We start from the raw sequence: 25752 nt of genomic DNA, 5'->3' as shown, positions 1-25752 counted from the left end.
CATGTTTACGTAACCATGGCGGAGATTGGCACAGCGCCCGCACGGGTGACAAGACCATGACCGTTCCGAACTACGGCGCGGCCCCGAATTCACACCGACCAGTCCCCGTCCGGCCGTTGAGAGCCCGCCGCTGCGCATGCCGAGGCCGGCGCAGGAGGCCGCCGGGGCCGTGATCGGCGCGACCGGCCGGAACCCGCGCAGGGGAATCAGCCCGGGGGAGGACGTACGGCGGGGTGTGCGGGGCGGCGCTGCCCGACCAGCGGCGCACTGCCGGCGCGGGCGGCCGCTCGGGCCGCCCGCGCCGGGTGCTGCGGTGATGGCGCGCTGCACCTCGCGGCAGGATCGCGACGTGCCGCGTGCGGTCGGGCCGGTCCTGGTGGTTCAGCCGTGGGGTCCCACGCCGCGCAGAAACGTGTCGACGACGAGCGTGGCCAGTGCGTCCGCGTTCTGGCGGACCTGGTCCGGGTCGCGGTCCGCGCCGCCTCCGTGCTGGGCCTCGTCGACGAGGGCGTAGTAGACCCGCCGCGCCCACATCAGGTCCGCGTCCGGGGCGAGGAGCCCTTCGTGCTGGGCCCGGGCGAAGAACTCGAGGGCGCCTGCGTTGATCTCGGACCAGATCACCGCGGTGAGGGGGGTGTCGGCGAGGGGGTGGCCGAGGGTGAACCGCCAGACGCTCTTGATCCGCAGGACGTTCGCCGTGACACGGTGCAGTGCCACCAGCGGGGGTGCGGTGTCCATGCGGGCGTCTTCCACGCACTCCATGAGCTGCCGCTTCGCCGAGGCGGCGAGTGCCTCGATGAGGGCCTGGCGGCTGGCGAACCGCCGGTGCACGGTCGTTCTGGCCACTCCTGCCTGCTCGGCGATCTGCTCCATGGAGGCACCGGGGTCTTCGGCAAGGACCTGCTCGGCCGCCTCCAGGATCACGCGCACACTGCGCGCGGCATCGGCCCGCAGGGGTCGGCCCATGACCTATCCACTCCCGTTGTTGATTCGTGATGCACTGAAGACCATACGCCTGACCTGCGGATTTGTATGGATTTGCATCAATGCTGTTGCGCGGGAATGTAAAATCGCGACAAGCGTGATGCGGATAAGTGGCGGAACTGCTACGTTCCTGTTTTAGATCATGGACCTACTCTCATGCTTCGGTTCCCCGGCCGGCGGTTTCACAAGTCCGCGGAGCGAGTCCCTGGTGGTCCTGGCCCATGTGCCTGACGGCGCCCCCCTCAAGAGACACGAGCCCACGGGTGAACCGGAGGAATGACCACGGTGGAGATCGAGCTGCGGATCAACGGATCCACCCGACGGCTGGACGTCGCGCCACAGGTGAGCCTGCTCGACGCGCTGCGCGAGTACCTGGGCCTGACCGGCACCAAGAAAGGATGCGACCAGGGCGCATGCGGTGCCTGCACGGTGCTCGCCGACGGCCGGCGGATCAACGCCTGCCTGGCGCTGGCGGTGCAGTACCAGGGCCGTGAGATCACGACCATCGAAGGCGTCGACCACCCGCTGCAGGAGGCGTTCGTGCGCACGGACGGATTCCAGTGCGGCTACTGCACGCCGGGCCAGATCTGCTCGGCGATCGGCATGCTCGCCGAGCACAAGGAAGGCGCGCCCAGCGCGGCGACCGAGCACCTCGCCGACACCGGCGGGGAGCTCGACGAGACGGAGATCCGGGAGCGGATGAGCGGCAACCTGTGCCGCTGCGGCGCCTACAACGGCATCGTCGCGGCGATCAAGGAGGTGGCGAAGTGAAGCCGTTCTCCTACCTCAGCGCACCGGACGTGGGCACGGCGCTGCGCACGATCGCGGACGGCGACGACGTGAAGTTCCTCGCGGGCGGGACGAACCTCGTCGACCTCATGCGCGAGGGCATCGAACACCCGGCGACGGTCGTGGACATCACCCGCCTGCCGCTGACCGGGATCGAGGAACTCCCCGACGGCACCCTCCGCGTCGGCGCACTGGTGAGCAACAGCCGGCTCGCGGCCGACCCCCTGATCAGGACCCGCTATCCGGTGCTGGCGCAGGCGGTCCTGCTGGGCGCCTCCGCCCAGCTGCGGAACATGGCGACGGTGGGAGGCAACCTGCTGCAGCGCACCCGCTGCATGTACTTCTACGACGAGGCCTCCGCGTGCAACAAACGCGCACCCGGCAGCGGCTGTGACGCGATCGGCGGGTTCTCCCGCGGCAGTGCGGTGCTGGGGACGAGCGAGCACTGCGTCGCGACGCATCCCTCGGACATGGCGGTGGCGCTGGTGATGCTCGACGCGGTCGTCGAGGTCGAGAGCGTGCACGGTATCCGGCGGATCCCGGTCGCCGACCTCCACCGCCTGCCCGGCGACACCCCGCACCTGGAGACGGTGCTGGCCGCCGACGAGCTGATCACGGCCGTCGAGCTGCCGCCGGTGCCGGCGGCGGCGCACTCGCGCTACCGCAAGGTCCGCGACCGGGCCTCCTACGCCTTCGCCCTGGTCTCGGTCGCCGCCGCGCTGGCCGTCCAGGACGGCCGCATCGCCGAGGTCCGCCTCGCGCTCGGCGGCGTCGCGACCAAGCCGTGGCGGGCCCGGACCGCGGAAGAGCTGCTGCTCGGCGCCGAAGCCACCGACGAGAGCTTCGCCCACGCCGCCGCCGCCGAACTCGCCCCCGCCCTGCCCCGGTCCGGCAACGCCTTCAAGACCGACCTGGCCCAGCGGACGGTCGTGGCCGTGCTGCGCAAACTCAACGCCGAGCGGAGCGCATCGTGACCACACACACCCAGGCGGGCTCCGAGCCCGGCGCGGACGCCTCCGTGCCCGTCGGGGGAGCGGTCGGACGGCCGGTCGACCGCCGGGACGGCCACGCGAAGGTGACCGGGGCGGTGCGGTTCACCGCCGAGCACCCCTACCCGGACCTCACGTACGCGACGCTGGTCCATGCCACCGTCGCCCGTGGCACGATCACCGGCATCGACACGGCCGCGGCGGCCGCGGTGCCCGGCGTCGTGGCGGTCCTCACCCACCTCAACGCGCCGAGGATCCGGCCCGTACGCAAGGCCAACATCGTGCGGGACCTGGGGCCGAGCGTGTCGGGGACCGGTCTCGACTACCTCAACACCGATCAGGTCTTCTGGGACGGCCAGCCGATCGCCGTCGTGGTCGCCGAGACCTCGGCCGCGGCGAACGAGGCCGCGCCGCTCGTCGAAGTGACCTACGACCCGCTGCCCGCCCGGGTGGACTTCGCCGCCGAGCAGCACAACGCCACCCCCGCCAAGGGCGACCTCACCTTCGCCGGCCGGACCAAGAAGGGTGACGCCGAGGCGGCGCTGGCCGCCGCGGAGGTGTCGCTCGACCTGCGCTACACCACGCCCGGACTGCAGCACAACGCGATCGAGCCGCATGCGACGGTCGCCGTCTGGGACGGTGACCGCCTCACCGTGCACGACACCACCCAGTCCATCAACCAGACCGGCCGCTACCTGGCCTGGCGGTTCGGTGTGCCGGCGTCCCACGTCCGCGTCCGCGCCGAGTTCGTGGGGGGCGGCTTCGGGGGCAAGTTCGCCGTCTGGCCCGGCACGGTCATCGCGGCGATGGCGGCCAGGGCCGTCCGGCGGCCCGTGCGCCTGGCACTGAGCCGCACGGCCGTCAACCGCGCCACCGGAGGGCGTACCGCCTCGACCAACCGGATCGCGCTCGGCGCGACCCGCGACGGACGGCTCACCTCACTGATCCAGGACAGCATCACCCGCACCGGCTCGGCCGGGGGCCTGCTCGAGGCGACCAGCTCGCCGGCCCGGCACCTCTACGGCGCCCAGACCATGCTGACCCGGCAGAACCTCGTCGCCATGGATCTGATGCCCAACACCTGGCTGCGCGCCCCCGGCGAGGCGATCGGCAGCTTCGTGCTGGAATCGGCGCTGGACGAACTCGCCCACGAGCTGGCCATGGACCCGATCGCCCTGCGGCTGCGCAACGAGCCCGCAACGGACCCGACGGGCGGCAAGAAGTTCTCCCAGCGCATGCAGCGAGAAGCCTTCGAGAGGGGCGCCGAACGCTTCGGCTGGGCGGACCGCGACCCCGAACCCCGCTCCATGCGGGACGGCGAGTGGCTCGTCGGCATGGGCACGGCCACCGCCTACCACCCGGCCCTGCGCCTGGTCGCCGACGTCACGGTACGGCTGAGCGACGACGGCAGCGCGCTCGTGCAGTGCGGTTTCCACGAGATGGGCATGGGCGCCGCGACCGTACAGGCACAGATCGCCGCGGACGCGCTCGGCATCGCCTACGACAAGGTCCACGTCGAGTACGGCGATTCGGCCCTGCCGACCGGACCGATGGCCGGCAACTCCAACCAGACGGCGACGGTGGCCACCAGCGTCCTGGCCGCGTGCGCCGAGCTGAGCCGCAAGGTGAGTGCCCTGGCCCGGCGTACGGGCACGACCGGCCAGGAACCGGCGGCCGCCCTGCGCGCGGCCCGGCGCCCGTTCCTCGAGGCCTCGGTCGGGTCGGCCACCCGGCTGGGTGCACTGGGCAGCCAGGGCCGGTTCCTGTCCACCTTCCTCAAGGACCAGCGCTGGTCCAAGGCCGCCCGCGGCGCCCAGTTCTGTGAGGTGCGGGTGAACGCCGACACCGGCGAACTGCGGATCTCGCGCTGGCTCGGCATGTTCGACGTCGGCCGCGTCATCAACCCCAAGACCGCGGCCAGCCAGCTGCGCGGGGCCGTGGTCATGGGCATCGGCATGGCCCTGTCGGAACAGAGCCTCATCGATCCCCGCAACGGGCGCACCATGAGCGCCGGGCTCGACTCCTACTACGTGCCCGTCCACGCCGACATCCCCCCGATCGACGTCGACTGGCTCGACGAGCCGGACCAGACGATGCCCCTGGGCATCGTCGGGCTGGGCGAGGTCGGCACGACCGGCGTGGCGGCCGCGATCGCGAACGCCGTGCATCACGCGACCGGCAAGCGGATCAGGGACCTGCCGATCACGCTGGACAAGCTGCTCTGACGACGGCCCGATCCACGCACCACGACACGACAGGAAAGCAACTCCCATGCTGGACATCGCGGACGAGCTGTACCGGTGGCTCGAGCAAGGGCGGGAGTTCGCCGTGGCCACCGTCGTGGCCGTCAGCGGCAGCGCACCGCGAGGGCCGGGCGCCGCGCTCGCCGTCGACGCCGACGGCACGGCCATCGGCTCGGTCTCCGGCGGCTGTGTCGAAGGCGCGGTCTACGACCTGTGCACCCAGGCCCTCGCCGACGGCCAGGCGGTGCGCGAGCGGTTCGGCTACAGCGACGAGGACGCCTTCGCCGTCGGCCTGACCTGCGGCGGCGTCCTCGACGTCCTGGTCACGCCGCTGCCCGCCGACGCGCCCGGCAGGAAGACCTTCCAGACGGCGCTGTCGGCCGCCGCCCGGGGCGAGGCGGCGGCGCTCGCCCGCGTGGTCCGCGGCCCGGCGGAGCTCCTCGGCCGGGCGCTGGCGGTCCGCCCCGACGGCTCCTGCGAGGGCGGACTCGGCGGACCCCCCGGCCTGGACCGCGCCGTCGCCGACGAAACCCGCTTTCTGCTGGACTCCGGCCGCACGGGCACCTTCGACATCGCGCAGGACGGATCCCGCTGCGAGCCCGGCCTGAGCGTGTTCGTCGAGTCGAGCGTGCCGCCGCCGCGCATGCTCGTCTTCGGCGCCATCGACTTCGCCGCGGCGCTGGTGCGCGTGGGCAAGTTCCTTGGCTACCACGTCACCGTGTGCGACGCCCGGCCCGTCTTCGCCACCCGGTCACGCTTTCCCGAGGCCGACGACATCGTGGTCGACTGGCCGCACCGCTACCTGCACCGCACCCGGACCGACGAGCGCACCGTGGTCTGCGTCCTCACCCACGACGCCAAGTTCGACCTGCCCCTCCTTCGGACGGCCCTGCGGCTGCCGGCCGCCTACATCGGCGCGATGGGCTCACGCCGCACCCACGAAGACCGCGACCGCAGGCTCCGCGAGAGCGGCCTCACGCAGGACGAACTGGCCCGCCTGCACTCACCGATCGGCCTCGACCTCGGCGCCCGCACGCCCGAGGAGACGGCCCTGTCCATCGCGGCCGAGATCGTCGCCGCCCGCCACGGCGGAACGGGCCTGCCCCTGAGCGACTCACGCACGCCGATCCACCACGACACCGAAGGGCGCCGGCCGGCGGCGATCGGCGCGGACGGCCGTGGGACACGACCGCGAGCCGACCGTCAGGACCAGCACAACACCCCGGTCCCGGTTCGGACCGGCGCGGCATGAATGATCACCTCACCCGCCCGACGGCCGAACCGTCCGACCCGCTCTTCGGGACGGGGCCGCCGGGCCCGCCCTGCCGGGCCACCCCGACCCCCACAGCCCGCCACCGCGAGGGAGCCTCCCCGGGACGGCGGCGGTGCTCCCCGCGGCCGCGACGGCACCCGAGCGCTTCGCCCGCGAGCGGGGCGGGTGCCACTGGCGGGCGTCCCGCGTCCGGGGGCAGGGGCGGCCTCTCGAGTCGGGCCGTCATGCACGGATGCCGCCGCCGCTTCGCCGACGGCGGTCGGGGCGCCGGGAGCACTCGTCCTCAACGCTCGCCGCGAGCCGTGCTGAGGCGTTCCCCGTCAGCAAGGCCCCGGTGTGGCGAAGGTGCCGTCCGGTCTTCTCCCGATGTAGCTGTGCCGTCCATGCCGGAGTAGGTCATGAATGCAATTCACCCCTTCCGCGTGCTGCGCGCGAAACCCCTGTGGCTCGTCGGCGGCGTCATCACCGGCGTTCTCGCGCTGCTGTTCGCCGTGCTGTACGTCGGCGCCAACATCGACCCGGCCGGCCACATGAAGAACCTGCCCGTCGGCCTGGTCAACGCCGACAGGGGAGCCGCCGTCGGCGGCAAGCAGGTCAACCTGGGGGCCCGGATCACCGACTCGGTCAGCAAGTCCACCGCGGGCGGGGACAAGATCGACTGGAAGGTGATGGACGAGCGGGAGGCCAAGGAGGAACTCGGCAAGGGCAAGCTGTACGGTGCGCTGGTCGTGCCCGCCGACTTCACGTCCTCGGTCGCCGCCCTGACCGCCACCACGACCGCCGAAACCCCGGCCAGGCCGACGCTGACCGTGCTGACCAACCAGTCCGCCGGCAGCCTGGGCTCCGGCCTGGCGCGGGCCGCGACGACGCAGGCGGCCGAGAGCGCCTCCCTCCGCATCGGCAGGGAACTGACCGCACAGACCGCCGCCCAGCGGGCGAAGCTGCCCGCCGCGGCACGTGTGCTGCTCGCCGACCCGGCCGCCGTCACGGTGACGGACGGCCATCCCCTCGACCCGCACAGCGGCCTGGGCCTGACGGCGTTCTACTACGCGCTCGCCCTGGTGGTCGTCGGCATGCTCTCCGCCAACGTCATCAGCGGCCAGGTCGACCACGCCCTCGGCTACACCCACAACGACATGGGCCCCCTGCGCCTGCACCGTCCCCTGATCCGGGCGACCCGGGTGCAGACCCTCGCCATCAGCAGCACCGTCATGGCCGTACTGTCGCTGCTGATGGGCACGCTGGTCATGGCGGGAGCGGTCGGCCTCATGGGCATGGACGCCTCTCACCTGCCCCTGCTGTGGCTGTTCTCGGTGTGCGCCGTCGCAGCGTCCGGGATCGGCGCGCTCAGCCTCCTCGCCGTGTTCGGCACGCCCGGCATGCTGGCGGCCACGCTGGTCTTCATCGGGATGGCGGTGCCGACGGCAGGCGCCACCACGCCGATCCAGGCGCTGCCCGGCTTCTACCGCTTCCTCGCGGAGTTCGAACCCCTGCGGCAGATCACCGGCGGCGTCCGCTCGATCCTCTACTACGACGCCCAGGGCGACGCGGGTCTGACCCGGGGCTGGGTCATGATGGCCGCCGGCCTCGTGGCGGCCGTGCTGTTCGGTTTCGGCGTGCTGGGGTGGTACGACCGCAAGGGACTGCACCGCATCCCGGTCGGGACGGAGCCCGAGAAGAACGCCGCCGCGGTGTAGCGCAACTGCTCCCGCATCACCCAGGACGGGGCCCTTGAGCGGAGCGGCCCCGCGTGTGCCGCCCCCGTGGGGACGAGGGGCGTGCACACCAGCACGGCTCGGCGACGGTCCTTCTCCTTGGGGCCGTCGCCGAGCCTCTGAGCGGACGTCGGCGCCCCGGCACGACGCCGGCCGGCTCGCCACCCCTGGAACCGATCGGCCCAAGGAACCGGACTCCTGCGGAGGTCACGTCGTCGTCATGCCCCGCAGGCAGCGGCACCACGTCCCACCCTCACCGTCAGTCGAGAGTGGTGGTGGAGCCGTCCGGCGACCAGGGGGCCCCTACGCCGCCCGGGAGCTGATCGCGGGCACGCCCGGCTGACGGATCGCGCCCGCCGGCACCCGCTGCCTTCGCAGGCCGCCGACCCGGCGGGCGGGCCCGCGGCCCGTCCGACGCATCCGCCCGCCGACCCCCTCGTGATCCTCCTCCAAGAGCTGCCGTCCGGGCGGCTACTTCTCCCGCCCGCCACCGTGCTCCGCGTGTCCGACGGCGCGCAGAAGGAAGGGCAGCATGCGGTCGGCGGTCTTCGCCGCGGTGGCGGCGTCGACCTGGTTCGGCGGCAGGGGGGTGAGGAAGAACCTGCTCATCATGGGACCGACCACCAGGTCGCCGAGCAGGTCGGGGTGTTCCACCGGCGGGATCTCGCCCCGCTCCACGGCGCGTCGCGTGATCTCCTCCATACGCCGGCGCACGGGCAGCATGAAGGCGTTCGTGAGGGCCTCGGCCAGGGAGGCGCTGTGCGCGGCCTCGCCGATCAGAGTGCGCAGCACCCCTCCCTCGTTGCCGGTCAGAGCGGCTGCTTTGTCCCGGAGGAGAGCGCGCAGGTCGCCTTCGAGCGTGCCGGTGTCCGGCTGCACCGTCAGGTCCCGGGCGTACGCGGCGGCGGCGTCGACGACCAGGACCTCCTTGGACGGCCAGCGCCGGTAGAGAGTGGCGGTGGACACGCCGGCGCGGGCCGCGACGGCGGCGGTGGTGAGCCCGCTGTAGCCGCTCTCGGTCAGGACGGCCAGGGTCGCGTCCAGCAGCGCACGGTCGCGGGAGGCGTCGCGGGGGCGCCCCCGGCGTGGCTGCGCCCCGGTCATCGGGCGGCTCCCGGAGAGATCCGGCGCGACGCACGGGCGGCGGAGCGCGCCCGATGGCCGGGCCGCCGTACGGAGTGTTCGGTGCGGGTGGGGTAGGTCACACGGCCAGCATACAAGCAAACGAAACGAAATGACTTCGTTTCGTATATGGTTCTGGGTATGAGCCCCAACGCACCCACCGGCGGTCAGCCGGACATCGCTGCCGAGGCGACCCCCGCGGCGCGGACCGTCGCGCGACTGCGTGCCACGTTCACCACCGGCCGCACCAGGCCCGTCGCCTGGCGCAAGCAGCAGCTGCGGGCGCTGAGGCGTCTGCTCACGGAGCATGAGGACGTGTTCGCGCAGGCGCTGCAGAGCGACCTCGGCAAGAGCGCGACCGAGTCGCACATGATGGAGATCGGCTTCCTCGTCAATGAGATCGACCACACGCTGCGTCATCTCGACCGGTGGCTGCGTCCGGGCAGGGTCTCCGTGCCGCTGTCGCTGATGCCGTCCCGGGCCTGGACCGTGCGTGAGCCGCTGGGTGTCGTGCTGGTCATCAGCCCCTGGAACTACCCGGTCAATCTGGCGCTGGCACCGGTCATCGGTGCGCTGGCCGCCGGCAACAGCGTCGTCCTCAAGCCCAGCGAGGTCGCCCCCGCGACCTCGGCCGTGCTCGCCCACTGGCTGCCGCGGGTCCTGGACCCGCAGGCCGTGGCCGTCGTCGAGGGCGGCGTGGAGGAGACGACCGACCTGCTTCAGCAGCGCTTCGACCACATCTTCTACACCGGCAACGGCACGGTCGGACGTATCGTCATGACCGCCGCGGCCCGCCATCTCACCCCGGTCACCCTGGAGCTGGGCGGCAAGAGCCCCGCCGTCGTCGAACCGGGCGCCGACCTCGCCACGGCCGCCCGGCGTATCGCCTGGGGCAAGTTCATGAACGCGGGCCAGACCTGCGTGGCACCCGACTACGTCCTGGCGATAGGCGAGGCGGGAGCGGAGATAGAGGGGCACCTGGTCGAGGCGGTCCGCGAGATGTACGGCACCGATCCGGCCCGCAGCGGCGACTACGGCCGCATCGTCAACGAGCGCCACTTCGACCGGCTGGCCGGCCTGCTGACCGACGGCCGGACCGTCGTGGGCGGCGACCACGACCGCGACGCCCGCTACATCGCGCCGACCGTGCTGGCCGACGTCGACCCCGACTCCGCGGTGATGCGCGAGGAGATCTTCGGTCCCATCCTGCCCATCGTCGCCGTCCCCGACCTGGACGCCGCGATCGCCTTCATCACCGCACGGGACAAGCCGCTGGCTCTCTACGCCTTCACCGCGTCCAAGCGCTCCAAGCGGCGCCTGACCGCGGAGACCTCCTCCGGCGGCCTGGCCTTCGGCGTTCCGACCGCCCACCTCGGCGTGCCGGGACTGCCCTTCGGAGGGGTCGGGGAGAGCGGCATGGGCCGCTACCACGGCTCGTACTCCCTGGACACCTTCAGTCACATCAAGTCCGTCCTCGACAAGCCGCTCAAGGCGGACACGCTGCGCGTGACCTATCCGCCCTACACCCGCGGCAAGGACCGCATCCTGCGACGCATCACGTGAGCCGCACCGACCACCGCCCAGAGGGGCCCTGGGGCTCGTCCCGGGGCGGATGACGGTCGCGACCGACCGTCGCAAGGATGGAAAGGAGAAGGGGAAGAGGCACCCGCAGGGGTACCGCCTCCCCGGCCGTCATGACCAAGATCGACTACCGTACCCAGACCACACTGATCACCGGGGCGAGCGCGGGCCTGGGCGCGGAGTTCGCCCGCCGGTTCGCCGAGCGCGGCTCGGACCTCGTGCTGGTCGCCCGCCGCGCGGACCGGCTTCAGGCCCTGGCCGACGAGCTGTCCGCGAAGCACAAGGTCACCGTCACGGTGGTGCCGTTCGACCTCACCGTGCCGGCCGCGGGCCAGGCGCTGGCCGAGGAGGTGGCCCGGCGCGGGATCACCGTCACCAGCCTCGTCAACAACGCCGGCTTCGGCACCCACAGCCCGTTCCGCCGGGAGGACCCGGACCGCGTCCAGCAGGAGATCGGCCTGAACGTGTCCAGCCTGGTCGGCGTCACCAGGGCGTTCATCGACCAGCTGACCGGTGTCCTGGTCAACGTCGCCAGCTCCCTCGGGTACCAGCCGTGGCCGAACGCCGCCGTCTACGGGGCGACCAAGGCCTTCGTGCTGAGCTTCACCGAGGCGCTGTGGCAGGAATCGCGAGGGACCGGGCTGCGCGTGCTCGCTCTCTCCCCGGGCCCGACCCGCACCGAGTTCTTCGACGCGGCCGGCTCCGACGACATGGCCCGCGGTGTCCGGCTGCAGACCCCGCGCCAGGTGGTCACCACCGCACTGCGCACGCTGGACCGGCGCAACCCGCCGCCCAGCGTCGTCTCCGGCACGTTCAACTGGGTGATGACCTTGACCTCGCGCTTCACCACCCGCCGAGCCAACGTTCTGGCCTTCGGCGCGATGACCCAGTGGCAGATGCGCCCGAGCCGGCCCGGCCACTGACACTCTTCGGACCACCGGCACCTCACAGGGACGATGCCCCCACCGACGCCCTCAGGGCGGCGCCGGACATCATCCACCGCCCCTCCCGGCACGCCGGGCTGGTGACCGGGAAGGCCGACTGCTCTTCGCGCGAGCGCCGGCCCGCGGGAACACGGTGCCCGCCCACCCCTTGCCCACGGCCCGCCGTGCCCGCCACCGCGGCGTCGTACGTCTTGCATGAGGAAACCGAGCGGTTTACAGTGGGCGCGCGCAGGATTGTTGAACAATCCTCCTGTCGCCTGTCTGTCACGTACTGCGCTGGGACTGTGAAGGGACCGATGTGAGCAGGAACGAGAGAAGCGTGCCCCGCTCCGTCCAGGAGGCGGTTCACGCCTGCGCGGTCCGGGCGACGCGGGGCTCGGCGGCCCTGGCCCGGGCGTCGGACGGGGAGATCGACACCGCACTGCGGGCCATGGCGGCGCGGCTGCACACGGCACGCGACGTGCTGACGGCGGCGAACCAGGACGACCTGCGGTCGGCCGCCTCGAGCGGGATGTCGGCGGCACTGCAGGACCGCCTGCGGCTGACCGGCCCGCGGCTCGAGGACATGGCCGCGGCACTGCGCACACTGGCGGACGTGCCGCACGAGCCGCGGGACAGCGTCCTCGAGGAGCGTGGCGACGGCCTGGTCCTGCTGGAGCGCCGCCGCCCGGTGGGGGTCATCGGCGCGAACTTCGAGGCGCGCCCGAACGTGACACTCGACGTCGCCTCCCAGTTCCTCAAGTCCCGCAACGGCGGCGTGCTGCGCACCGGTTCGGCGGCCCTGCGCTCCTCCCAGGCCTTGGTCACCCACGTGATCACGCCCGCCCTCACCGATGCGGGACTGAACCCGGACGCCATCCAGCTGGTGCCGAGCGAGGACCGGGCGGCGGCGTACGCGCTGGTGTCGCTGCCCGAGACCGTCCCCCTGGTCATCCTGCGCGGCAGCGGCGACAGCACCCGCGAACTCGGCCGGGAGGCCGCCCGGCACGGTGTGCGCACGCTGGCCCACGCGGACGGCGGCGGAGTGCTCTACGTGGCCGCGGACGCCGACGAGAAGCTGGTGCACGAGCTGGTCACCAGCAGCCTGGACCGGCTGGGCGTCTGCAACCGGCTCAATCTGCTCCTCCTCGACCGGGCCGCCCACGACAAGCTGCTGCCGGGGATTGTGAAGACCCTCGAAGACCTGGGCATCACGGCATCGCTGCCGCCGCACGCCCACGCGCGCGGTTACGAGTGGTCCCTGGACCCCGATCATGCGGCAACGGTGACGATCGACGAGGCGGACGGCCCGGTCCACGCCGCACGGATCGCCAACGAGGAGACCTCCGGGCTGGCCGCCGCCATCGCCACCCACGACCCGGACACCGCAGCCCGGTTCATGGACGCCTACGGCGGCTCAGGCGTCTTCTGGAACTCCACCACCCGCCTCCTCGACGGCTTCAAGCTCCTGCGCCTGCCGGAAACCGGCATCAACATCGACCGCGTCCCCGGCCCCCGCGGCCCCGTCACCTACCGCGACCTGTACCTGCGCCAGTACGTCGTGCGACCCGCGGCGTCCCCGCACGGGTGAGCCGAGGGCGTCCCCTTCGGCGGGGGCGGACGTCTCACCATGCCGCCCCGATGATCCCCACGGTCCGCACCAAGTGGGGTTCGCGGCGGTCGGCCCGGTGGGCGACGGCCAACTCCACACGTGCGTCGGCCCCGGTCAGCGGAAGGTACGTGACCCCGTCGAGCGCCAGCGCTGTCACGGGTTCGGGCACGACGGCGACGCCCAGGCCGCCGGCCACCAGCGTGATCAGTGTGGAGGTCTCGCCGACCTCGTGGCGGATGTGCGGCTCGATGCCGGCGCCGCGCAGCAGGCTGAGCACGACGTCGTACATCACGGACCGGCGGTCGGCGGAGTGCACGATCAGGTCGGCGCCGGCCAGGTCGCCGACGCGCAGCCGTTTACGGCGGGCGAGGGCGTGGTCGGCCGGCAGGGCGACGACGAGCCGGTCCCGGCGCAGGGTGTGCACGGTGAGCGACGGATCGGCCGCCACGGGGCGGAGCAGCGCGACGTCGATCGCCCCGGTGCGCAGCGCCTCGGCCTGATCGGGCGCGAGCATTTCGCCGCGGAAGGAGAAGTCGACGCCGGGCAGTTCTTCGGTGAGCCGGCGTGAGAGCGCGGGCAGGAGGCTGTACGTCGCCGATCCCACGCAGCCGATCGTGAGATGACCGACGAAGCCGGCGGCGACGAGCCGTGCGTGATGGGCGGCCGCATCGACGTCGGCAAGAATCGCCCGCGCCCTGTCGAGGTAGGCCCGGCCGGCCACGGTGAGGTCGACACGGCGAGTGGTGCGGTGCAGCAGCTCGACGCCGAGCTCGGCCTCGAGTTGCCGGATCTGCTGAGAGAGCGGTGGCTGGGCCATGTGCAGCCGCTCGGCGGCGCGGCCGAAGTGACGCTCCTCCGCCACCGCCACGAAGTACCGGAGATGCCGCAGATCCATATCTCACCCATATCAATTGATCCATATATACGTACTTCAGAATATCGCCGCACCGGCCTAACTTCGGTGCCATGAGTGCTTTCGTCTACTCCGCGACCCGGACGCCGTTCGGCCGCCTCAACGGCGCGCTGGCCGGCGTGCGCCCCGACGACCTCGCCGCCGCCGCGATCACCTCGACGCTTGCCGCAGTGCCGGATCTCGACCCCGCCGCGGTCGACGACGTGGTGTGGGGCAACGCCAACGGCGCCGGTGAGGACAACCGCAACGTCGGCCGCATGGCCGCGCTCCTGGCCGGCCTCCCGGTGAACGTCCCCGGCACCACGGTCAACCGCCTGTGCGGCTCCGGCCTCGACGCGGCGATGACGGCCAGCCGCACCATCGAGTCCGGCGACGCCGAGGTGGTGCTCACCGGCGGCGTGGAGTCGATGACGCGTGCGCCGTGGGTGCTGCCCAAGTCGGCGAAGCCCTTCCCGGCCGGTGACGTCACCGCCGTGTCGACCACGCTCGGCTGGCGGCTGGTCAACCCGCGGATGCCCAAGGAGTGGACGGTCAGCCTCGGCGAGGCCAACGAGCAACTCCACGAACGCTTCGGGATCTCCCGAGAGCGACAGGACGCGTTCGCCGCCCGCTCCCACCAACTCGCCCACGCCGCCTGGGAGTCGGGCTTCTACGACGGGCTGGTGGTGCCCGTCGACGGCGTCGACCTGACCTGTGACGAGGGCATCCGCGCCGGATCCACACCCGAGGTGCTCGCGGGCCTCAAGCCGGTCTTCCGCACACCGGAGCAGGGCGGCACCATCACCGCGGGCAACGCCAGCCCCCTCAACGACGGCGCCTCCGCCGTGCTGCTGGGCAGCGAGAAGGCCGCGGCCACGATCGGAACCGACCCGATCGCCCGCATCGCCGGGCGCGGTGTGATGGCACTGGAGCCGCAGGCCTTCGGCTATGCCCCGGTCGAGGCCGCCAACCGTGCGTTGGCCCGGGCGGGGATCGGCTGGGAGCAGGTGGGGGCGGTCGAACTCAACGAGGCCTTCGCCGTGCAGTCGCTCGCCTGCCTGGACGCCTGGAAGATCGACCCCGCCCTCGTGAACCAGAAGGGCGGCGCCATCGCGATCGGCCACCCGCTGGGCGCCTCGGGCGGCCGCATCCTCGCCACGCTGGCCAAGGTGCTGCGCGAGACGCGGCAGCGCTACGGCGTCGCCGCGATCTGCATCGGCGTCGGCCAGGGACTGGCCGTCGTACTGGAGAACTGCGACGCCACGGGGGCGGCCCGGTGAGCCGGGCGGAGATCGTCCAGAGCGCCGACGCGGCGGTCGCCGGCATCGAGGACGGGGCGACCGTCCTCGTCGGAGGCTTCGGCCTGGCGGGGATGCCGTTCGACCTGATCGACGCGCTCATCCGGCAGGGCGCGAAGGACCTGACGATCGTGTCGAACAACGCCGGCAACGGGGACGTCGGACTGGCCGCACTGCTGGCCGCCGGCCGGGTCCGCAAGGTGCTGTGCTCCTTCCCGCGCCAAGCCGACTCCTGGGTCTTCGACGACCTCTACCGCGCGGGGAAGATCGAACTGGAGGTGGTGCCGCAGGGCAACCTCGCCGAACGGATGCGCGCGGCCGGGGCCGGCATCGGCGCGTTCTACTGCCCGACCGCCGTCGGCACACCGCTCGCCGAGGGCAAGGAGGTCCGCGAGATCGACGGCCGGACGTATCTGCTGGAGTACCCCATCAGGGGCGACTACGCGCTGATCGGCGCGCATGCCGCGGACACGCTGGGCAACCTCGTCTACCGCAAGACGGCCCGCAATTTCGGACCGGTCATGGCCACGGCCGCGGCGACGACCATCGTCCAGGTCGACCGGATCGTCCAGCCCGGAACGCTCGATCCCGAGGCGGTCGTCACCCCCTCCATCTACGTCGACCGAATCGTCCAGGTGACGACCCGTCACTACACCGTGCAGGGGGCACGATGACCACCCCGTCCACCGGCCACCGTCTCTCGACGGACGAACTGGCCGCCGTCATCGCACGCGACATCCCGGCCGGCTCCTTCGTCAACCTCGGCATCGGGCAGCCCACAAAGATCGCCGACCATCTGCCGGCCGGCTCCGGCGTGGTCCTGCACACCGAGAACGGCATGCTCCACATGGGCCCGCAGGCCCACGGCGACGCGATCGACCCCGACCTCACCAACGCCGGCAAGGTCCCGGTGACCGAACTGCCGGGCGCCGCCTACTTCCACCACGCCGACTCCTTCGCCATGATGCGCGGCGGCCACCTCGACGTCTGCGTCCTCGGCGCCTACCAGGTCGCCTTCAACGGCGACCTCGCCAACTGGCACACCGGAAAGCCCGACGACATCCCCGCCGTCGGCGGCGCCATGGACCTCGCCATCGGCGCCAAGGACGTCTACGTGATGATGACCCTCTTCACCCGCTCCGGCCAACCCAAGCTCGTACCGCACTGCACCTACCCGCTCACCGGCCTCGGCTGCGTCAGCCGCGTCTACACGGATCACGGCGTCTTCGACGTCGGCCCCGAGGGCATCCGGATCCGCGAGACGTACGGCAGCAGCGCCGACGAACTCGCCGAGCGCCTCGGCATCACACTGCCCGCATAGGGCTTGGCCGTCGGATCTCCTTCGGGCAGCGCAGCCGGACAACCCCGCTGCCCGGATCCCGTGCCGTACGGCCTGATGCCGCCACCCGCCCGCCGTCCGCGACGGATCTCACCGAACCCGGCGGTGCCGCCGGCAGGACCCGAAGGGATCTGGACCAAGGCCGGGAATCAGGCCGCGACGAGCTCCTGCTCGCGGTCCGGCGTCCTGGCCGTGGGCTTCTTGTTCGGCAGCGAGAGCCGGAAGACCTTGCGCCACGCGGAGAACACCTGCTTGGGCAGCGGCCCGGTGACGTACTCCAGCTCGTACTTCTCGAACAGCGCGCGCACCTTCACCGCGACCTCGGCGTACCGGTTGCTCGGCAGGTCCGGGAACAGATGGTGCTCGATCTGGTGCGACAGGTTCCCGGTCATGAAGTGCATGGCCCTGCTGCCGCTGATGTTCGCCGAGCCCATCATCTGGCGCAGGTACCACTGGCCGCGCGTCTCGCCCTTGATCGACCGGCGCTCGAAGACCTGCACGCCCTCGGGGAAGTGCCCGCACATGATCACCGAGTGGGACCAGAGGTTGCGGACCAGGTTCGCGGTGAACGTGGCGGCGAGCGTGGTCAGGAACGACGGGCCCGACAGCAGCGGGTGGATCACGTAGTCCTTGAGCACCTGCTTGCGGATCTTGCGGCCCACGGCCCTGGCCCGCGCGCGGAACTCCGGGTCCTTGCGGCGGCGCTTGCTCAGGTTCCTGCCGAGCTCCAGGTCGTACGCCGCGATGCCGTACTCGAAGAAGCAGGCGTTGAGGAAGTTCCACAGCGGCTGGCCGAGGTGGAACGGGTGCCACCGCTGGTCCTCGTCGACGCGCATGATGCCGTAGCCGAGGTCGTTGTCCTTGCCGATCACGTTCGTGTACGTGTGGTGCAGCTCGTTGTGCGAGTGCTTCCACTGCTCGGACGGCGAGACGTGATCCCACTCCCAGGTGGTGGAGTGGATCTTCGGGTCCCGCATCCAGTCCCACTGGCCGTGCAGGACGTTGTGGCCGATCTCCATGTTGTCCATGATCTTCGCCACGGACAGACCGGCGGTGCCCAGCAGCCACGCGGGCGGGAAGAACGAGAACAGCAGCACGCCCCTGCTGACCAGCTCGAGCTTGCGCTGCGCCGAGATGACCTTGCGGATGTAGGCGGCGTCCTTCTCGCCGCGGCCGGCGATCACCTCGTCGCGGATCGCGTCCAGCTCGCGGCCGAGCTCCTCGATCTGCTCCGCGGTCAGGTGGGCGGTGGGGTCGATGGCGGTCAAGGTGCTCCTACCGTTCGATGTCGCAGTCGCCCGCCGCGGCGGACACACAGGTCTGGATGAGGACGCCCGGCTCGGCCTCGGTGATCTCCCCGGTGCGCAGGTCGCGGACGGCGCCCGCCCTGAGCGGCGAGACGCAGCCGAAGCAGATCCCCATGCGGCACCCGGAGGGCATGAGCACGCCGGCCTCCTCGCCGACGTCCAGCAGCGGCGTCGCGCCGTCCGCGTCGACCCTCTTGCCGGTGGCGCTGAACGTGACCTCGCCGCCGTCGCCGGCGACGACGATGCCGGGGCGGAAGCGTTCGGTGTGCAGGCGCCCTTCGACGCCGTGCGCGCTCCAGTGCCTCTCGGCGGCGTCGAGCAGGCCCGCGGGCCCGCAGGCCCAGGTCTCGCGCTCGGCCCAGTCGGGCACGAGTTCGCCGAGACGGGCGATGTCGAGCATGCCGTCCGTGTCGGTGTGCACCTCGGTGAGCCGCACCTTCCCGTCCGCGGCCATGCCGCGCAGTTCGCTGCGGAAGATCACGTCCTGCGGCCGGGGCGCGCAGTGGACCACGACGACGTCGTCCAACTCGGTGTCGCGCAGCATGCCCATCACGGGCGTGATGCCGCTGCCGGCCGTCAGGTAGAGCACCTTGGCGGGCCTGGCCCGCGGCAGCACGAAGTCACCGGCCGGCTGGTCGAGCTGGATCAGCGTGCCCGGTCTCGCCCTGCGGACCAGGTGGTTGCTGACCCTGCCGCCCGGGATCGCCTTCACGGTGATCGTGACGCGGCCGTCGGGACGGTCGGCCGGCGAGGTGATCGAGTAGGCACGCCACAGGCGCACCCCCTCGACGTCGACCCCGACCCGCACGTACTGACCGGCCGTGTGGCCGCGCCAGCCCCGCCCCGGCCTGATCACGACGGTCGCGGCGTCACCCGTCTCGGGGTGCACGGCCTCGATGCGCCCCCGCAGGTCGGCGCCCGCACGCAACGGGCTGACCAGGTCGAGGTAGTCCGACGGCAGCAGCGGCGTCGTGACCATCTCCAGCAGTTTCCACGCCCCGCTGCGGAGGGCTGCACTCGTCATGCCTCCAGCTTGCTGCGCCCCAGGGCGTAAAGTCCTGACCGCAGGACGTAAATCTGGTGGGTGGAATTGTTCGCAGGGAACAAAAACGTGAGCCATGCAATCCGGAGGGCCAGCGAACTGGCCCTGGACGAGACGACGGTCACCGCGCTTCGGTCCGCGCTGAAGACCACCGCCGACGAGGTCGTCCAGGCGATCATCGACGAGGTCCCTCCCTACGCAGGCGCCCTCTCGGGCAGCATGGGCGGCACCATCCGCCGGGCCGTGCGCACCGCCCTGGGGCATTACCTGGACCTCGCGAGCGGGAACGCCACAGGCGGCGACGCCGGCGACGCGGCCTACGAGCTGGGCCGGGGCGAGGTGCGCGACGGCCGTTCGATGGACGCCCTGCTCAGCGCCTACCGCGTCGGCGCCCGCGTGGCCTGGCGATGCCTGGCGGCGGGTGCCGTCCCCGCGGGTCTGCCCGCCGCCGAGGTCGCCAAGTTCGCCGAGCTGACCTTCGCCTACATCGACGAGCTCTCCGCCGCGAGCGCCGCGGGCCACGCCGACGAACTGGCCGCCCGGGGCAGGGCCCACGAGCGCCACCTCGAACACCTGGCCCGCGACCTCCTCGCCGGCGCGGGCCCGGACGTCCTGCTGGCCTCCGCCCAACGGGCCGGGTGGCAGCCCCCGGTTTCGCTGACCGCGGTCCTGCTGCCCGCCGCCCAGGCCCGGCCCGCCTACCGCGCGCTCGACCCGGGCACCCTCGTCCTCGACGATCTGCCGGACACCGTCGGCGTGCTGCTCGTCCCCGATGCCGACCGATCACATCTGTTGCGGCAGCTGACCGACCGCACCGCCGTGGTCGGCCCGGCCCGGCCATGGACGCGCGCGTCCGCCTCCTACGCGCGAGCCCTCCGCGCGCGCTCCCTCTCCTGCGATATCCGCGACACCGAGGACCACCTGCCCGAGCTGGTGCTGAGCGCCGACGTGGACGCGTTCGCAGACCTGCGTGCCCGGGCCCTCGCACCGTTGCGGACCTTGCCCGTCGCGACCGCGCGGCGGCTGGAGGAGACGCTGCGGGAGTGGCTGCTGCACCAGGGCAGACGGGACGAGGTGGCGGCGGCGCTGTACGTCCATCCCCAGACCGTCCGGTACCGGATGTCGCAGCTGCGGGAACTGTTTCCGGACCTCGCATCGCCACACCGGGTCCTCGAACTGACGCTGGCGGTCGGTCTGCGGGCCGGCTGACGCGTACGCCGGCCGTCCGCGAACCCGTCCGGCCGTCCGCGAACCCGTCCGGCCGTCCGCGAAGGGTCCAGCAACTCGTGCCCGGTTTCCCGGTGCCGTCAGCCGGCGCATGCGGCCCGGGCAAGAGCGGTATGAGCCGACTGCGGCGCCACAGCCCCGGCGACGAGCCGCCGTTGAAGACGGACAGAGCCTGCCGGTCCGGCACTCGGGGCCGCCCCCCGAGGCCGGAGGGCGGGCGTGGGTGCACGCCCGCCCTCCGCGTCATCCGCAGCCGTTCAGTTGATGCGGACGATCTTCCAGAACTGGTCGTCGATGTTCAGGTCGTTCCACTGCACGACCGCCGCGCCGTTGCTGGTGGAGGACTGGGCGACGCCTGCGTTGAAGCCGCTGCCCACGTTCTTGAGTTCGTAGTAGCCGTTGCCCGCGTCGGCAAGGGTCCACTTCTGCGAGTTCGCGGTGGACGGCGTGTTCTGGACGACGGCGGCTCCGGCGGTGGTGGAGCCGTTACGGATGTCCAGATTCAGGTTGCTGTTGACGTTCCTGATGGTCCAGGCTCCGCTGCCGGCGGACTGGAAGGTGAACAGCTGGCAGGAACAGGCCGAGTTCTGCCACTGCTGCGCCGCCGTGTTGGCGGCGGTCGAGCCCTGCGGGATGTCCAGGTACTTGCCGCTGTTCTTGTTGACGAGGACGTACTGCCCGGTGCCCAGCGGCGGCAGGGCGGTCTGGGTGACGTTCCAGCGCTGGCAGGCGCAGCTGGTGGCGCTCCACTGGCCGGCGACGGTGCCGGTGGTGGAGGAGGCGTTCGGGATCTCCAGGTACTTGCCGGTGACACGGTTGGTGAGGCTGTAGCCGCCGGCCGGGTTCGGGGCGACGGCCCATTCGTGGTCGAGGGTGCCGTTGTCGTCCCACTGGAGGATCTTGGCTCCGTCGGCGGTGGACTGGCTCTCCACGCCGAGGACCTTGCCGCTGGCGACGTTGAGGATCTTGAAGTAGCCGGAGCTCTGCTGCACGAAGCGCCACTGCTGGTCGGTGGCGCTGTCGGGGTTCTGCTGGGTGGCGTTGGTGCCGTTGGCTGTGGAGCCGCCCGCGATGCTCAGCATGAGGTTGCTGCCCGCGTTCGACACGGTGTAGGTGGCACCGTCCGAGATGCCGCCGCCCAGGTCGATGGTGCTGTAGGTGACGGGGTTGGAGAGGTTGCTGCCGCCGTTGCCGCCGCTGAGCACGAGCAGGCTGTGGCCGTCGGACAGCGCCACCATGCCGCGGCTGTAGCCGCCTGCCACGGTGGAGCTGATGCGCGTCCAGGTGTCCGCGGCGCCGTTCTGGGTGTTGAGGAACAGGTCGCTGGTGCTGTAGGCGCTGACGACCAGCGTGCCGTTCGGACCGCCGGTGGGTAGCCATGTGATGTACGGGGTGCTGGTGGGCACCGTGCCGTCCGTCGACCGCAGGGGAATGCCCGTGACGGAGTTGAACGCCTCCGGGTCGGCGGAGATCTTGTAGTAGACGGCGAAGTTGCCCGAGGGGGAGCCGCCGTACTCGTACGTCATCACGTAGTTGCCGTTGGGCAGCTTCGCGACGGTCGGCATACCCGGGCGCTGGCTGTAGGTGGGCATCGCCACGTCGTCCACGACCGGACCCCAGGTGTGGAGGTCCGTGGTGACCTGGTGCACGACCTTCTGGCCGTGGTCGGGGTCGCGCTGGTCGGAGTAGTAGACGATCAGCTTGCCGTTGGCGTAGAGGAAGAACGGCTCCCATACAGGGGTGTTGCCGTTGCCGTTCGTGTCGAACGCCGGGCCGCCGGTGGCGATGTTGCTGACGAAGGTCCAGGTCTGTCCGCGGTCGGTGCTGGCGTAGACATCGATCTTGATGGCCGAGCGGTCGGAGGGGACCGAGGCGCCGGCGGCCAGGACGGTGCCGGCCGGGAAGCCGCCCACCGCAGTGGGCAGTTCGAACAGTTCGGGCTCCCAGCGCATGCCCCAGCCGTTCTGGGTGTCGGCGACCTCGGAGATCTTCGACCAGGAGTTGCCGTTGTCCGTGCTGCGGTAGATCGGGAAGACCGGTGTGCCCGAGGTGTACTGCTCGAACGTCGCGAGGAGGGTGCCGTTGGCGGAGCCGTTGTGCTGCAGACGCATCGCCCGCGGGTAGAGCGACCCGGGCGAAGGCGCACCCGACGGCGGGGTGTACATCGTCTGCGAAGGACGGGCCAGGGCGTCCGCCCGGCCGACGGGCAGGACCATGGTCATCGCCGCGACGAGCAGGACGAAGGCCACGGACCAGAGGGAGAGGGGACGGGAACGCGGAGCGGCGCCGGGTCTGGCGCCTGTCTGCGCAGGGGACATTGCGGCTCCCAGGGAAAGGGGAAGGGAAAGGGGAAGGGAAAGGGAAAGGGGAAGGGAAAGGGAAAGGTGTGTTTCGGTGTCCGCCGGCCCGGAACGGCTCGGAGTGACGCGGCGGAGTTCATGGGGCGCGTCACCCGGGGGACAACCGGGCGGGCGCTGCCGGGCGCGGCCGCGAGCGTGGGGGCGTGGCGACAAGCGCGCCGGCAGAGGTGGAGTGCCCCGGCGTGTGGGTGCGCCACAGCAGTGGCACGGGGGCGGAGTGGGTCAGAGAGAGGGCGGAGGAGCAGTGGAACCGCGGACGATCAGTTCGACGGGTGGGTCGTTCGCCGGCGGCAGTTCGGTATCGGGCTTCTCCATTGCGTGGAGGAGAAGCCGGATTCCCTCGCTCGACGCCGCCTCGAAGGGCTGACGGGCGGTGGTCAGGGGCGGGGAGACGTAGGCGAAGACGGGGTTGCCGTCGAAACCGACGACACTGACGTCCTCCGGCACACGACGACCGCTTTCCCGCAGGCCGTGGATCAGTCCGATGGCCATCTCGTCACCCGCGGCGAACACCGCGGTCACCGAGCGGTCCGAGGCCAGCCCGAGGCCCGCGGCATACCCGGAGGCCGCCGACCAGTCACCGTTCAGCACGGGCGGTTCATGCGCGCCCCGGGCCGCCAGCGCCGCCCTCCATCCCTCGATGCGGTCCTTGGTGGCGTACCACCGGCGCGGACCGGCGAGCTGATGGACGGTCGCGTGTCCGAGGTCCAGCAGGTGTTCGGTGGCCGCGCGGGCCAGCTCATGGGCACCCACGCCGACGGTCAGCGTCCGGGCGGCGGTGAAGGCGGGGGGCGCTCCGACGAAGAGGACCGGCACATCGACGCCGAGCGGGACCTCACCCTCGACGACGGGTACGGAGACGACGATGCCGTCCACGCCCTGCTCCAGGAGTGACTCCACCGCGCCGGCGATGCTGTGCGGGTCTCCGTCCGGGGTGTTGACCACACGCAGGGCGTAACCGGCGTCCCGTACGGCCTGTTCGATGCCCACCAGCAGGGAGGCGGTTCCGTACCCGGCTGTCGCCAGAGCGACCACACCGATGGACCGGGTACGGCCGGATGCAAGTGCCCTGGCCGCGTGGTTCAGCCGGTAGCCGAGTTCCTCGGCGGCCGCCAGGACCCGTCGGCGGGACTCGTCGGAGACGTACGGCTCGTTGTTGAGGACCCGGGAGACCGTCTTGCGTGAGACACCGGCCAGCCTGGCCACGTCCTCACTGCGTGGCGCGGAGGAGGCGACACCGCGCTCCACTCCAGTTGTCATGAAGTCTCCTCATGGCCGAGCGTTCGCCATCGAACGAGGTCAAATGAATGACCGCGCGGTCTGACCGCGCGGTCATTGTGCACGCATACGCCGAGCGCACGTCAAGAGTTCACCCCACATCACTTGCCCCCCGACGCGAGTGATCGGCCGCAGCTTGCATGACGCTAGAGCGTCACGACCGGCTCGCCGTCGAGGAAGATCGCGTGCGTGTTGTAGAACGCGTCGAGGCCCTCGGGGCCCAGTTCGCGCCCGTAGCCCGACTGCTTGACGCCGCCGAACGGCACCCCGAGATCGATGGTGATGCCGTTGTTGATCGAGACCGTACCGCTGTGGATCTTGCGGGCGACCTCGAGCGCGTGCTGCTCGTCGCTGCTGAAGACGGCGGCGTTGAGCCCGAACTCGGTGTCGTTGGCCAGCCGGATCGCCTCGTCCTCGTCCTCGTCGCGGTAGGTGAGCACCGCGGTCACCGGGCCGAAGATCTCCTCCTGTGCGACCCGGGAGCCGGGCCTCACGTCGGTGATGATGGTCGGTGAGACGTAGTAGCCCTTGTCGAACCCGGGCGCGCGGCCACCGCCGACGGCGAAGGCCGCGCCTTCCTGCCGGGCCGTCTCGAAGAAGCCGAGCACCTTCTCGTAGTGGGCCTTGTTGATCATGGGGCCGACCGTCGTGTCCGGGTCGGTCGGATCCCCGACCTTGACACCCGCGAACGACGCGGCCAGGGCTCCGACGATCTCGTCCTTGCGGCTCTCCGGAACGATCAGCCGGCTCGGGTTCGTGCACACCGCGCCGTTGTTGTTGCAGACGTTGATCGTGAGCGTGTAGACGATCCGGTCGAGATCCGCGTCCGGCAGGATCACCGCCGGGGACTTGCCGCCGAGTTCGAGCGTGACCTGCTTGAGCGTGGGCGCCGCGGCCGCGGCGATCGCGCGCCCGACGCCCGTCGATCCGGTGAACGTCACCTTGTCCACGCCCGGGTGGCTGACGAGTTCCTGGCTCTGCCCGGGACCGGCGGTGAGGACGTTGATCACACCGGCCGGCAGGCCGACCGCGAGTGCGGCGTCCGCGACGTAGCCGGCGCTCAGCGGCGAGAAGTCGGACGGCTTCATGATGACCGTGCAGCCGGCCAGGAGCGCCGGCGGAAGCTTGAACGCGGCGAGACCGAGCGGCGCGTTCCACGGCACGATCGCGGCCACGACACCGACGGGCCGCTTCTCGATGCGCGCGGTGGCGCCCGTCAGGCCGGTGCGGACCTCGTGGAGTTCTCTCGAGTCGGCGAGGCTCGCGTAGTAGCGCAGCAGGCCGGCGAAGGCCAGCGGGTTGCCGCGGGCGGCACCGAGGACCAGCCCGGTCTCGGCCGTCACCACCTCGGTGATGGCGTCCGCGTGCCGCTCGATCTCGTCGGCGAGCGCGAGCATGTAGTCGGCCCGCTCCTTCACGGACAGCCGGGGCCAGGGCCCCTCGTCGAACGCGGCCCGCGCGGCCCGCACCGCGGCGTCCACGTCGGCACTCGACGCCAGCGCGACCCTGCCGAACTCCTCTTCCGTCGCCGGGTTGACCAGCGACTGCGAGCGGCCCTCCGAGCTCGGACGCCACTCGTTGCCGATGAACAGGTCCCGCTCGATCACGGGGGCTGACTGATCCTGAAGTGCCATGGAGAACTCCTCTTCCGCTCCGCGCGTCCCGTGCGGAAGGCGCGGAGTCTGACGCTCGTCCACCGGTGAGCCGCGAGGAAGGTCCGCTCCTACCTGGGTCCAGCAGGGCCAGGCATGGCTGCCGACGGCGGCGTACCGTCGACG

At 71.5% G+C, this 25752-nt stretch carries 20 protein-coding genes; 12 read left to right on the top strand and 8 right to left on the bottom strand.

Features of this window, described 5'->3' with window-relative positions:
* Positions 1–381: 381 nt before the first annotated feature.
* Complete coding sequence (locus tag OG852_RS01015; protein WP_133916195.1) at positions 382–966, bottom strand: TetR/AcrR family transcriptional regulator; 585 nt, start codon at positions 964–966, stop codon at positions 382–384.
* A gap of 294 nt (positions 967–1260) precedes the next feature.
* Between OG852_RS01015 and OG852_RS01010 the strand changes: the two genes are divergently transcribed.
* The 5 genes from OG852_RS01010 to OG852_RS00990 all read left to right on the top strand — a co-directional run bounded on the left by OG852_RS01010 (position 1261) and on the right by OG852_RS00990 (position 7975).
* On the top strand, positions 1261–1755 hold the full coding sequence (locus OG852_RS01010) for a (2Fe-2S)-binding protein (RefSeq protein ID WP_133916196.1): 495 nt from the start codon (positions 1261–1263) through the stop codon (positions 1753–1755).
* Entirely contained in the window at positions 1752–2747 is a 996-nt protein-coding gene (locus tag OG852_RS01005; protein WP_133916197.1) for an FAD binding domain-containing protein, read from the top strand. Before OG852_RS01010 ends, OG852_RS01005 begins: the two co-directional genes overlap by 4 nt.
* Positions 2744–4987 (top strand): xanthine dehydrogenase family protein molybdopterin-binding subunit, encoded by a 2244-nt coding sequence (locus OG852_RS01000; protein ID WP_330346835.1) that lies wholly within the window; start codon positions 2744–2746, stop codon positions 4985–4987. The genes OG852_RS01005 and OG852_RS01000 overlap by 4 nt, the downstream gene beginning before the upstream one ends.
* A gap of 46 nt (positions 4988–5033) precedes the next feature.
* The gene (locus tag OG852_RS00995) at positions 5034–6257 is read left to right on the top strand and encodes an XdhC family protein (RefSeq protein WP_330346834.1); all 1224 of its coding nucleotides are present in this window, start codon (positions 5034–5036) and stop codon (positions 6255–6257) included.
* 419 nt (positions 6258–6676) lie between these two features.
* Positions 6677–7975 (top strand): DUF3533 domain-containing protein, encoded by a 1299-nt coding sequence (locus OG852_RS00990; RefSeq protein ID WP_330346833.1) that lies wholly within the window; start codon positions 6677–6679, stop codon positions 7973–7975.
* A 489-nt stretch (positions 7976–8464) separates the two neighbouring features.
* Here the strand turns inward: OG852_RS00990 and OG852_RS00985 are convergent, their stop codons facing one another.
* The gene (locus OG852_RS00985) at positions 8465–9097 is read right to left on the bottom strand and encodes a TetR/AcrR family transcriptional regulator (RefSeq protein ID WP_330346832.1); all 633 of its coding nucleotides are present in this window, start codon (positions 9095–9097) and stop codon (positions 8465–8467) included.
* A gap of 159 nt (positions 9098–9256) precedes the next feature.
* Here OG852_RS00985 and OG852_RS00980 point away from each other — a divergent pair, with 159 nt between their 5' ends.
* The 3 genes from OG852_RS00980 to OG852_RS00970 all read left to right on the top strand — a co-directional run bounded on the left by OG852_RS00980 (position 9257) and on the right by OG852_RS00970 (position 13210).
* Positions 9257–10678, top strand: coding sequence for an aldehyde dehydrogenase family protein (locus tag OG852_RS00980; protein ID WP_330346831.1), 1422 nt, complete (start codon positions 9257–9259; stop codon positions 10676–10678).
* A gap of 131 nt (positions 10679–10809) precedes the next feature.
* Complete coding sequence (locus OG852_RS00975) at positions 10810–11619, top strand: SDR family NAD(P)-dependent oxidoreductase (RefSeq protein ID WP_330346830.1); 810 nt, start codon at positions 10810–10812, stop codon at positions 11617–11619.
* 340 nt (positions 11620–11959) lie between these two features.
* Entirely contained in the window at positions 11960–13210 is a 1251-nt protein-coding gene (locus OG852_RS00970) for an aldehyde dehydrogenase family protein (RefSeq protein ID WP_330346829.1), read from the top strand.
* A gap of 34 nt (positions 13211–13244) precedes the next feature.
* Here OG852_RS00970 and OG852_RS00965 read toward each other — a convergent pair whose 3' ends face one another.
* Positions 13245–14126 carry a LysR family transcriptional regulator gene (locus OG852_RS00965; RefSeq protein ID WP_133916204.1) on the bottom strand — a complete coding sequence of 294 codons (882 nt, stop codon included), beginning with the start codon at positions 14124–14126 and terminating at the stop codon, positions 13245–13247.
* A gap of 71 nt (positions 14127–14197) precedes the next feature.
* Here OG852_RS00965 and OG852_RS00960 point away from each other — a divergent pair, with 71 nt between their 5' ends.
* Genes OG852_RS00960 through OG852_RS00950 form a run of 3 tightly spaced genes read left to right on the top strand, consistent with a single transcriptional unit; the run spans position 14198 to position 16742 of the window.
* Entirely contained in the window at positions 14198–15403 is a 1206-nt protein-coding gene (locus OG852_RS00960) for a thiolase family protein (RefSeq protein ID WP_133916205.1), read from the top strand.
* Positions 15400–16095, top strand: a complete 696-nt coding sequence (locus tag OG852_RS00955; RefSeq protein ID WP_330346828.1) for a 3-oxoacid CoA-transferase subunit A — start codon at positions 15400–15402, stop codon at positions 16093–16095. Before OG852_RS00960 ends, OG852_RS00955 begins: the two co-directional genes overlap by 4 nt.
* A complete protein-coding gene (locus tag OG852_RS00950) occupies positions 16092–16742 on the top strand; it encodes a 3-oxoacid CoA-transferase subunit B (RefSeq protein WP_133916207.1) in 651 nt (216 codons plus the stop codon). Before OG852_RS00955 ends, OG852_RS00950 begins: the two co-directional genes overlap by 4 nt.
* A 167-nt stretch (positions 16743–16909) precedes the next feature.
* On the opposite strand, the gene OG852_RS00945 is transcribed toward OG852_RS00950, so the two are convergent.
* Positions 16910–18028 carry a fatty acid desaturase family protein gene (locus tag OG852_RS00945; protein ID WP_133916208.1) on the bottom strand — a complete coding sequence of 373 codons (1119 nt, stop codon included), beginning with the start codon at positions 18026–18028 and terminating at the stop codon, positions 16910–16912.
* A 7-nt stretch (positions 18029–18035) separates the two neighbouring features.
* Positions 18036–19046, bottom strand: a complete 1011-nt coding sequence (locus OG852_RS00940) for a ferredoxin reductase (RefSeq protein WP_330351371.1) — start codon at positions 19044–19046, stop codon at positions 18036–18038.
* A gap of 132 nt (positions 19047–19178) precedes the next feature.
* Between OG852_RS00940 and OG852_RS00935 the strand changes: the two genes are divergently transcribed.
* Positions 19179–20318 carry a PucR family transcriptional regulator gene (locus OG852_RS00935; protein ID WP_133916209.1) on the top strand — a complete coding sequence of 380 codons (1140 nt, stop codon included), beginning with the start codon at positions 19179–19181 and terminating at the stop codon, positions 20316–20318.
* A 275-nt stretch (positions 20319–20593) separates the two neighbouring features.
* On the opposite strand, the gene OG852_RS00930 is transcribed toward OG852_RS00935, so the two are convergent.
* The 3 genes from OG852_RS00930 to OG852_RS00920 form a co-directional block, all read right to left on the bottom strand.
* Positions 20594–22654 carry an RICIN domain-containing protein gene (locus OG852_RS00930; RefSeq protein ID WP_330346827.1) on the bottom strand — a complete coding sequence of 687 codons (2061 nt, stop codon included), beginning with the start codon at positions 22652–22654 and terminating at the stop codon, positions 20594–20596.
* A gap of 264 nt (positions 22655–22918) precedes the next feature.
* Positions 22919–23956: a LacI family DNA-binding transcriptional regulator gene (locus OG852_RS00925; RefSeq protein ID WP_330346826.1), complete on the bottom strand. Its 1038-nt coding sequence runs from the start codon at positions 23954–23956 to the stop codon at positions 22919–22921.
* 164 nt (positions 23957–24120) lie between these two features.
* The gene (locus OG852_RS00920; protein ID WP_330346825.1) at positions 24121–25608 is read right to left on the bottom strand and encodes an aldehyde dehydrogenase family protein; all 1488 of its coding nucleotides are present in this window, start codon (positions 25606–25608) and stop codon (positions 24121–24123) included.
* Between the last annotated feature and the right edge of the window lie 144 nt (positions 25609–25752).

Origin of the sequence: Streptomyces sp. NBC_00582 (assembly GCF_036345155.1) — a bacterium.
In the GTDB taxonomy this organism is placed as follows: domain Bacteria; phylum Actinomycetota; class Actinomycetes; order Streptomycetales; family Streptomycetaceae; genus Streptomyces.
The sequence above is the reverse complement of the archived record's forward strand: the minus strand, read 5'-3'. Positions and strand labels throughout refer to the sequence as shown.

What these genes read in the sequence shown, in the direction of transcription:
- OG852_RS01015 (WP_133916195.1), bottom strand. Translation starts at nt 966, where the DNA reads ATGGGCCGACCCCTGCGGGCCGATGCCGCGCGCAGTGTGCGCGTGATC.
- OG852_RS01010 (WP_133916196.1), top strand. Translation starts at nt 1,261, where the DNA reads ATGACCACGGTGGAGATCGAGCTGCGGATCAACGGATCCACCCGACGG.
- OG852_RS00995 (WP_330346834.1), top strand. Translation starts at nt 5,034, where the DNA reads ATGCTGGACATCGCGGACGAGCTGTACCGGTGGCTCGAGCAAGGGCGG.
- OG852_RS00990 (WP_330346833.1), top strand. Translation starts at nt 6,677, where the DNA reads ATGAATGCAATTCACCCCTTCCGCGTGCTGCGCGCGAAACCCCTGTGG.
- OG852_RS00985 (WP_330346832.1), bottom strand. Translation starts at nt 9,097, where the DNA reads ATGACCGGGGCGCAGCCACGCCGGGGGCGCCCCCGCGACGCCTCCCGC.
- OG852_RS00980 (WP_330346831.1), top strand. Translation starts at nt 9,257, where the DNA reads ATGAGCCCCAACGCACCCACCGGCGGTCAGCCGGACATCGCTGCCGAG.
- OG852_RS00975 (WP_330346830.1), top strand. Translation starts at nt 10,810, where the DNA reads ATGACCAAGATCGACTACCGTACCCAGACCACACTGATCACCGGGGCG.
- OG852_RS00965 (WP_133916204.1), bottom strand. Translation starts at nt 14,126, where the DNA reads ATGGATCTGCGGCATCTCCGGTACTTCGTGGCGGTGGCGGAGGAGCGT.
- OG852_RS00960 (WP_133916205.1), top strand. Translation starts at nt 14,198, where the DNA reads ATGAGTGCTTTCGTCTACTCCGCGACCCGGACGCCGTTCGGCCGCCTC.
- OG852_RS00950 (WP_133916207.1), top strand. Translation starts at nt 16,092, where the DNA reads ATGACCACCCCGTCCACCGGCCACCGTCTCTCGACGGACGAACTGGCC.
- OG852_RS00940 (WP_330351371.1), bottom strand. Translation starts at nt 19,046, where the DNA reads ATGGTCACGACGCCGCTGCTGCCGTCGGACTACCTCGACCTGGTCAGC.
- OG852_RS00930 (WP_330346827.1), bottom strand. Translation starts at nt 22,654, where the DNA reads ATGTCCCCTGCGCAGACAGGCGCCAGACCCGGCGCCGCTCCGCGTTCC.
- OG852_RS00925 (WP_330346826.1), bottom strand. Translation starts at nt 23,956, where the DNA reads ATGACAACTGGAGTGGAGCGCGGTGTCGCCTCCTCCGCGCCACGCAGT.
- OG852_RS00920 (WP_330346825.1), bottom strand. Translation starts at nt 25,608, where the DNA reads ATGGCACTTCAGGATCAGTCAGCCCCCGTGATCGAGCGGGACCTGTTC.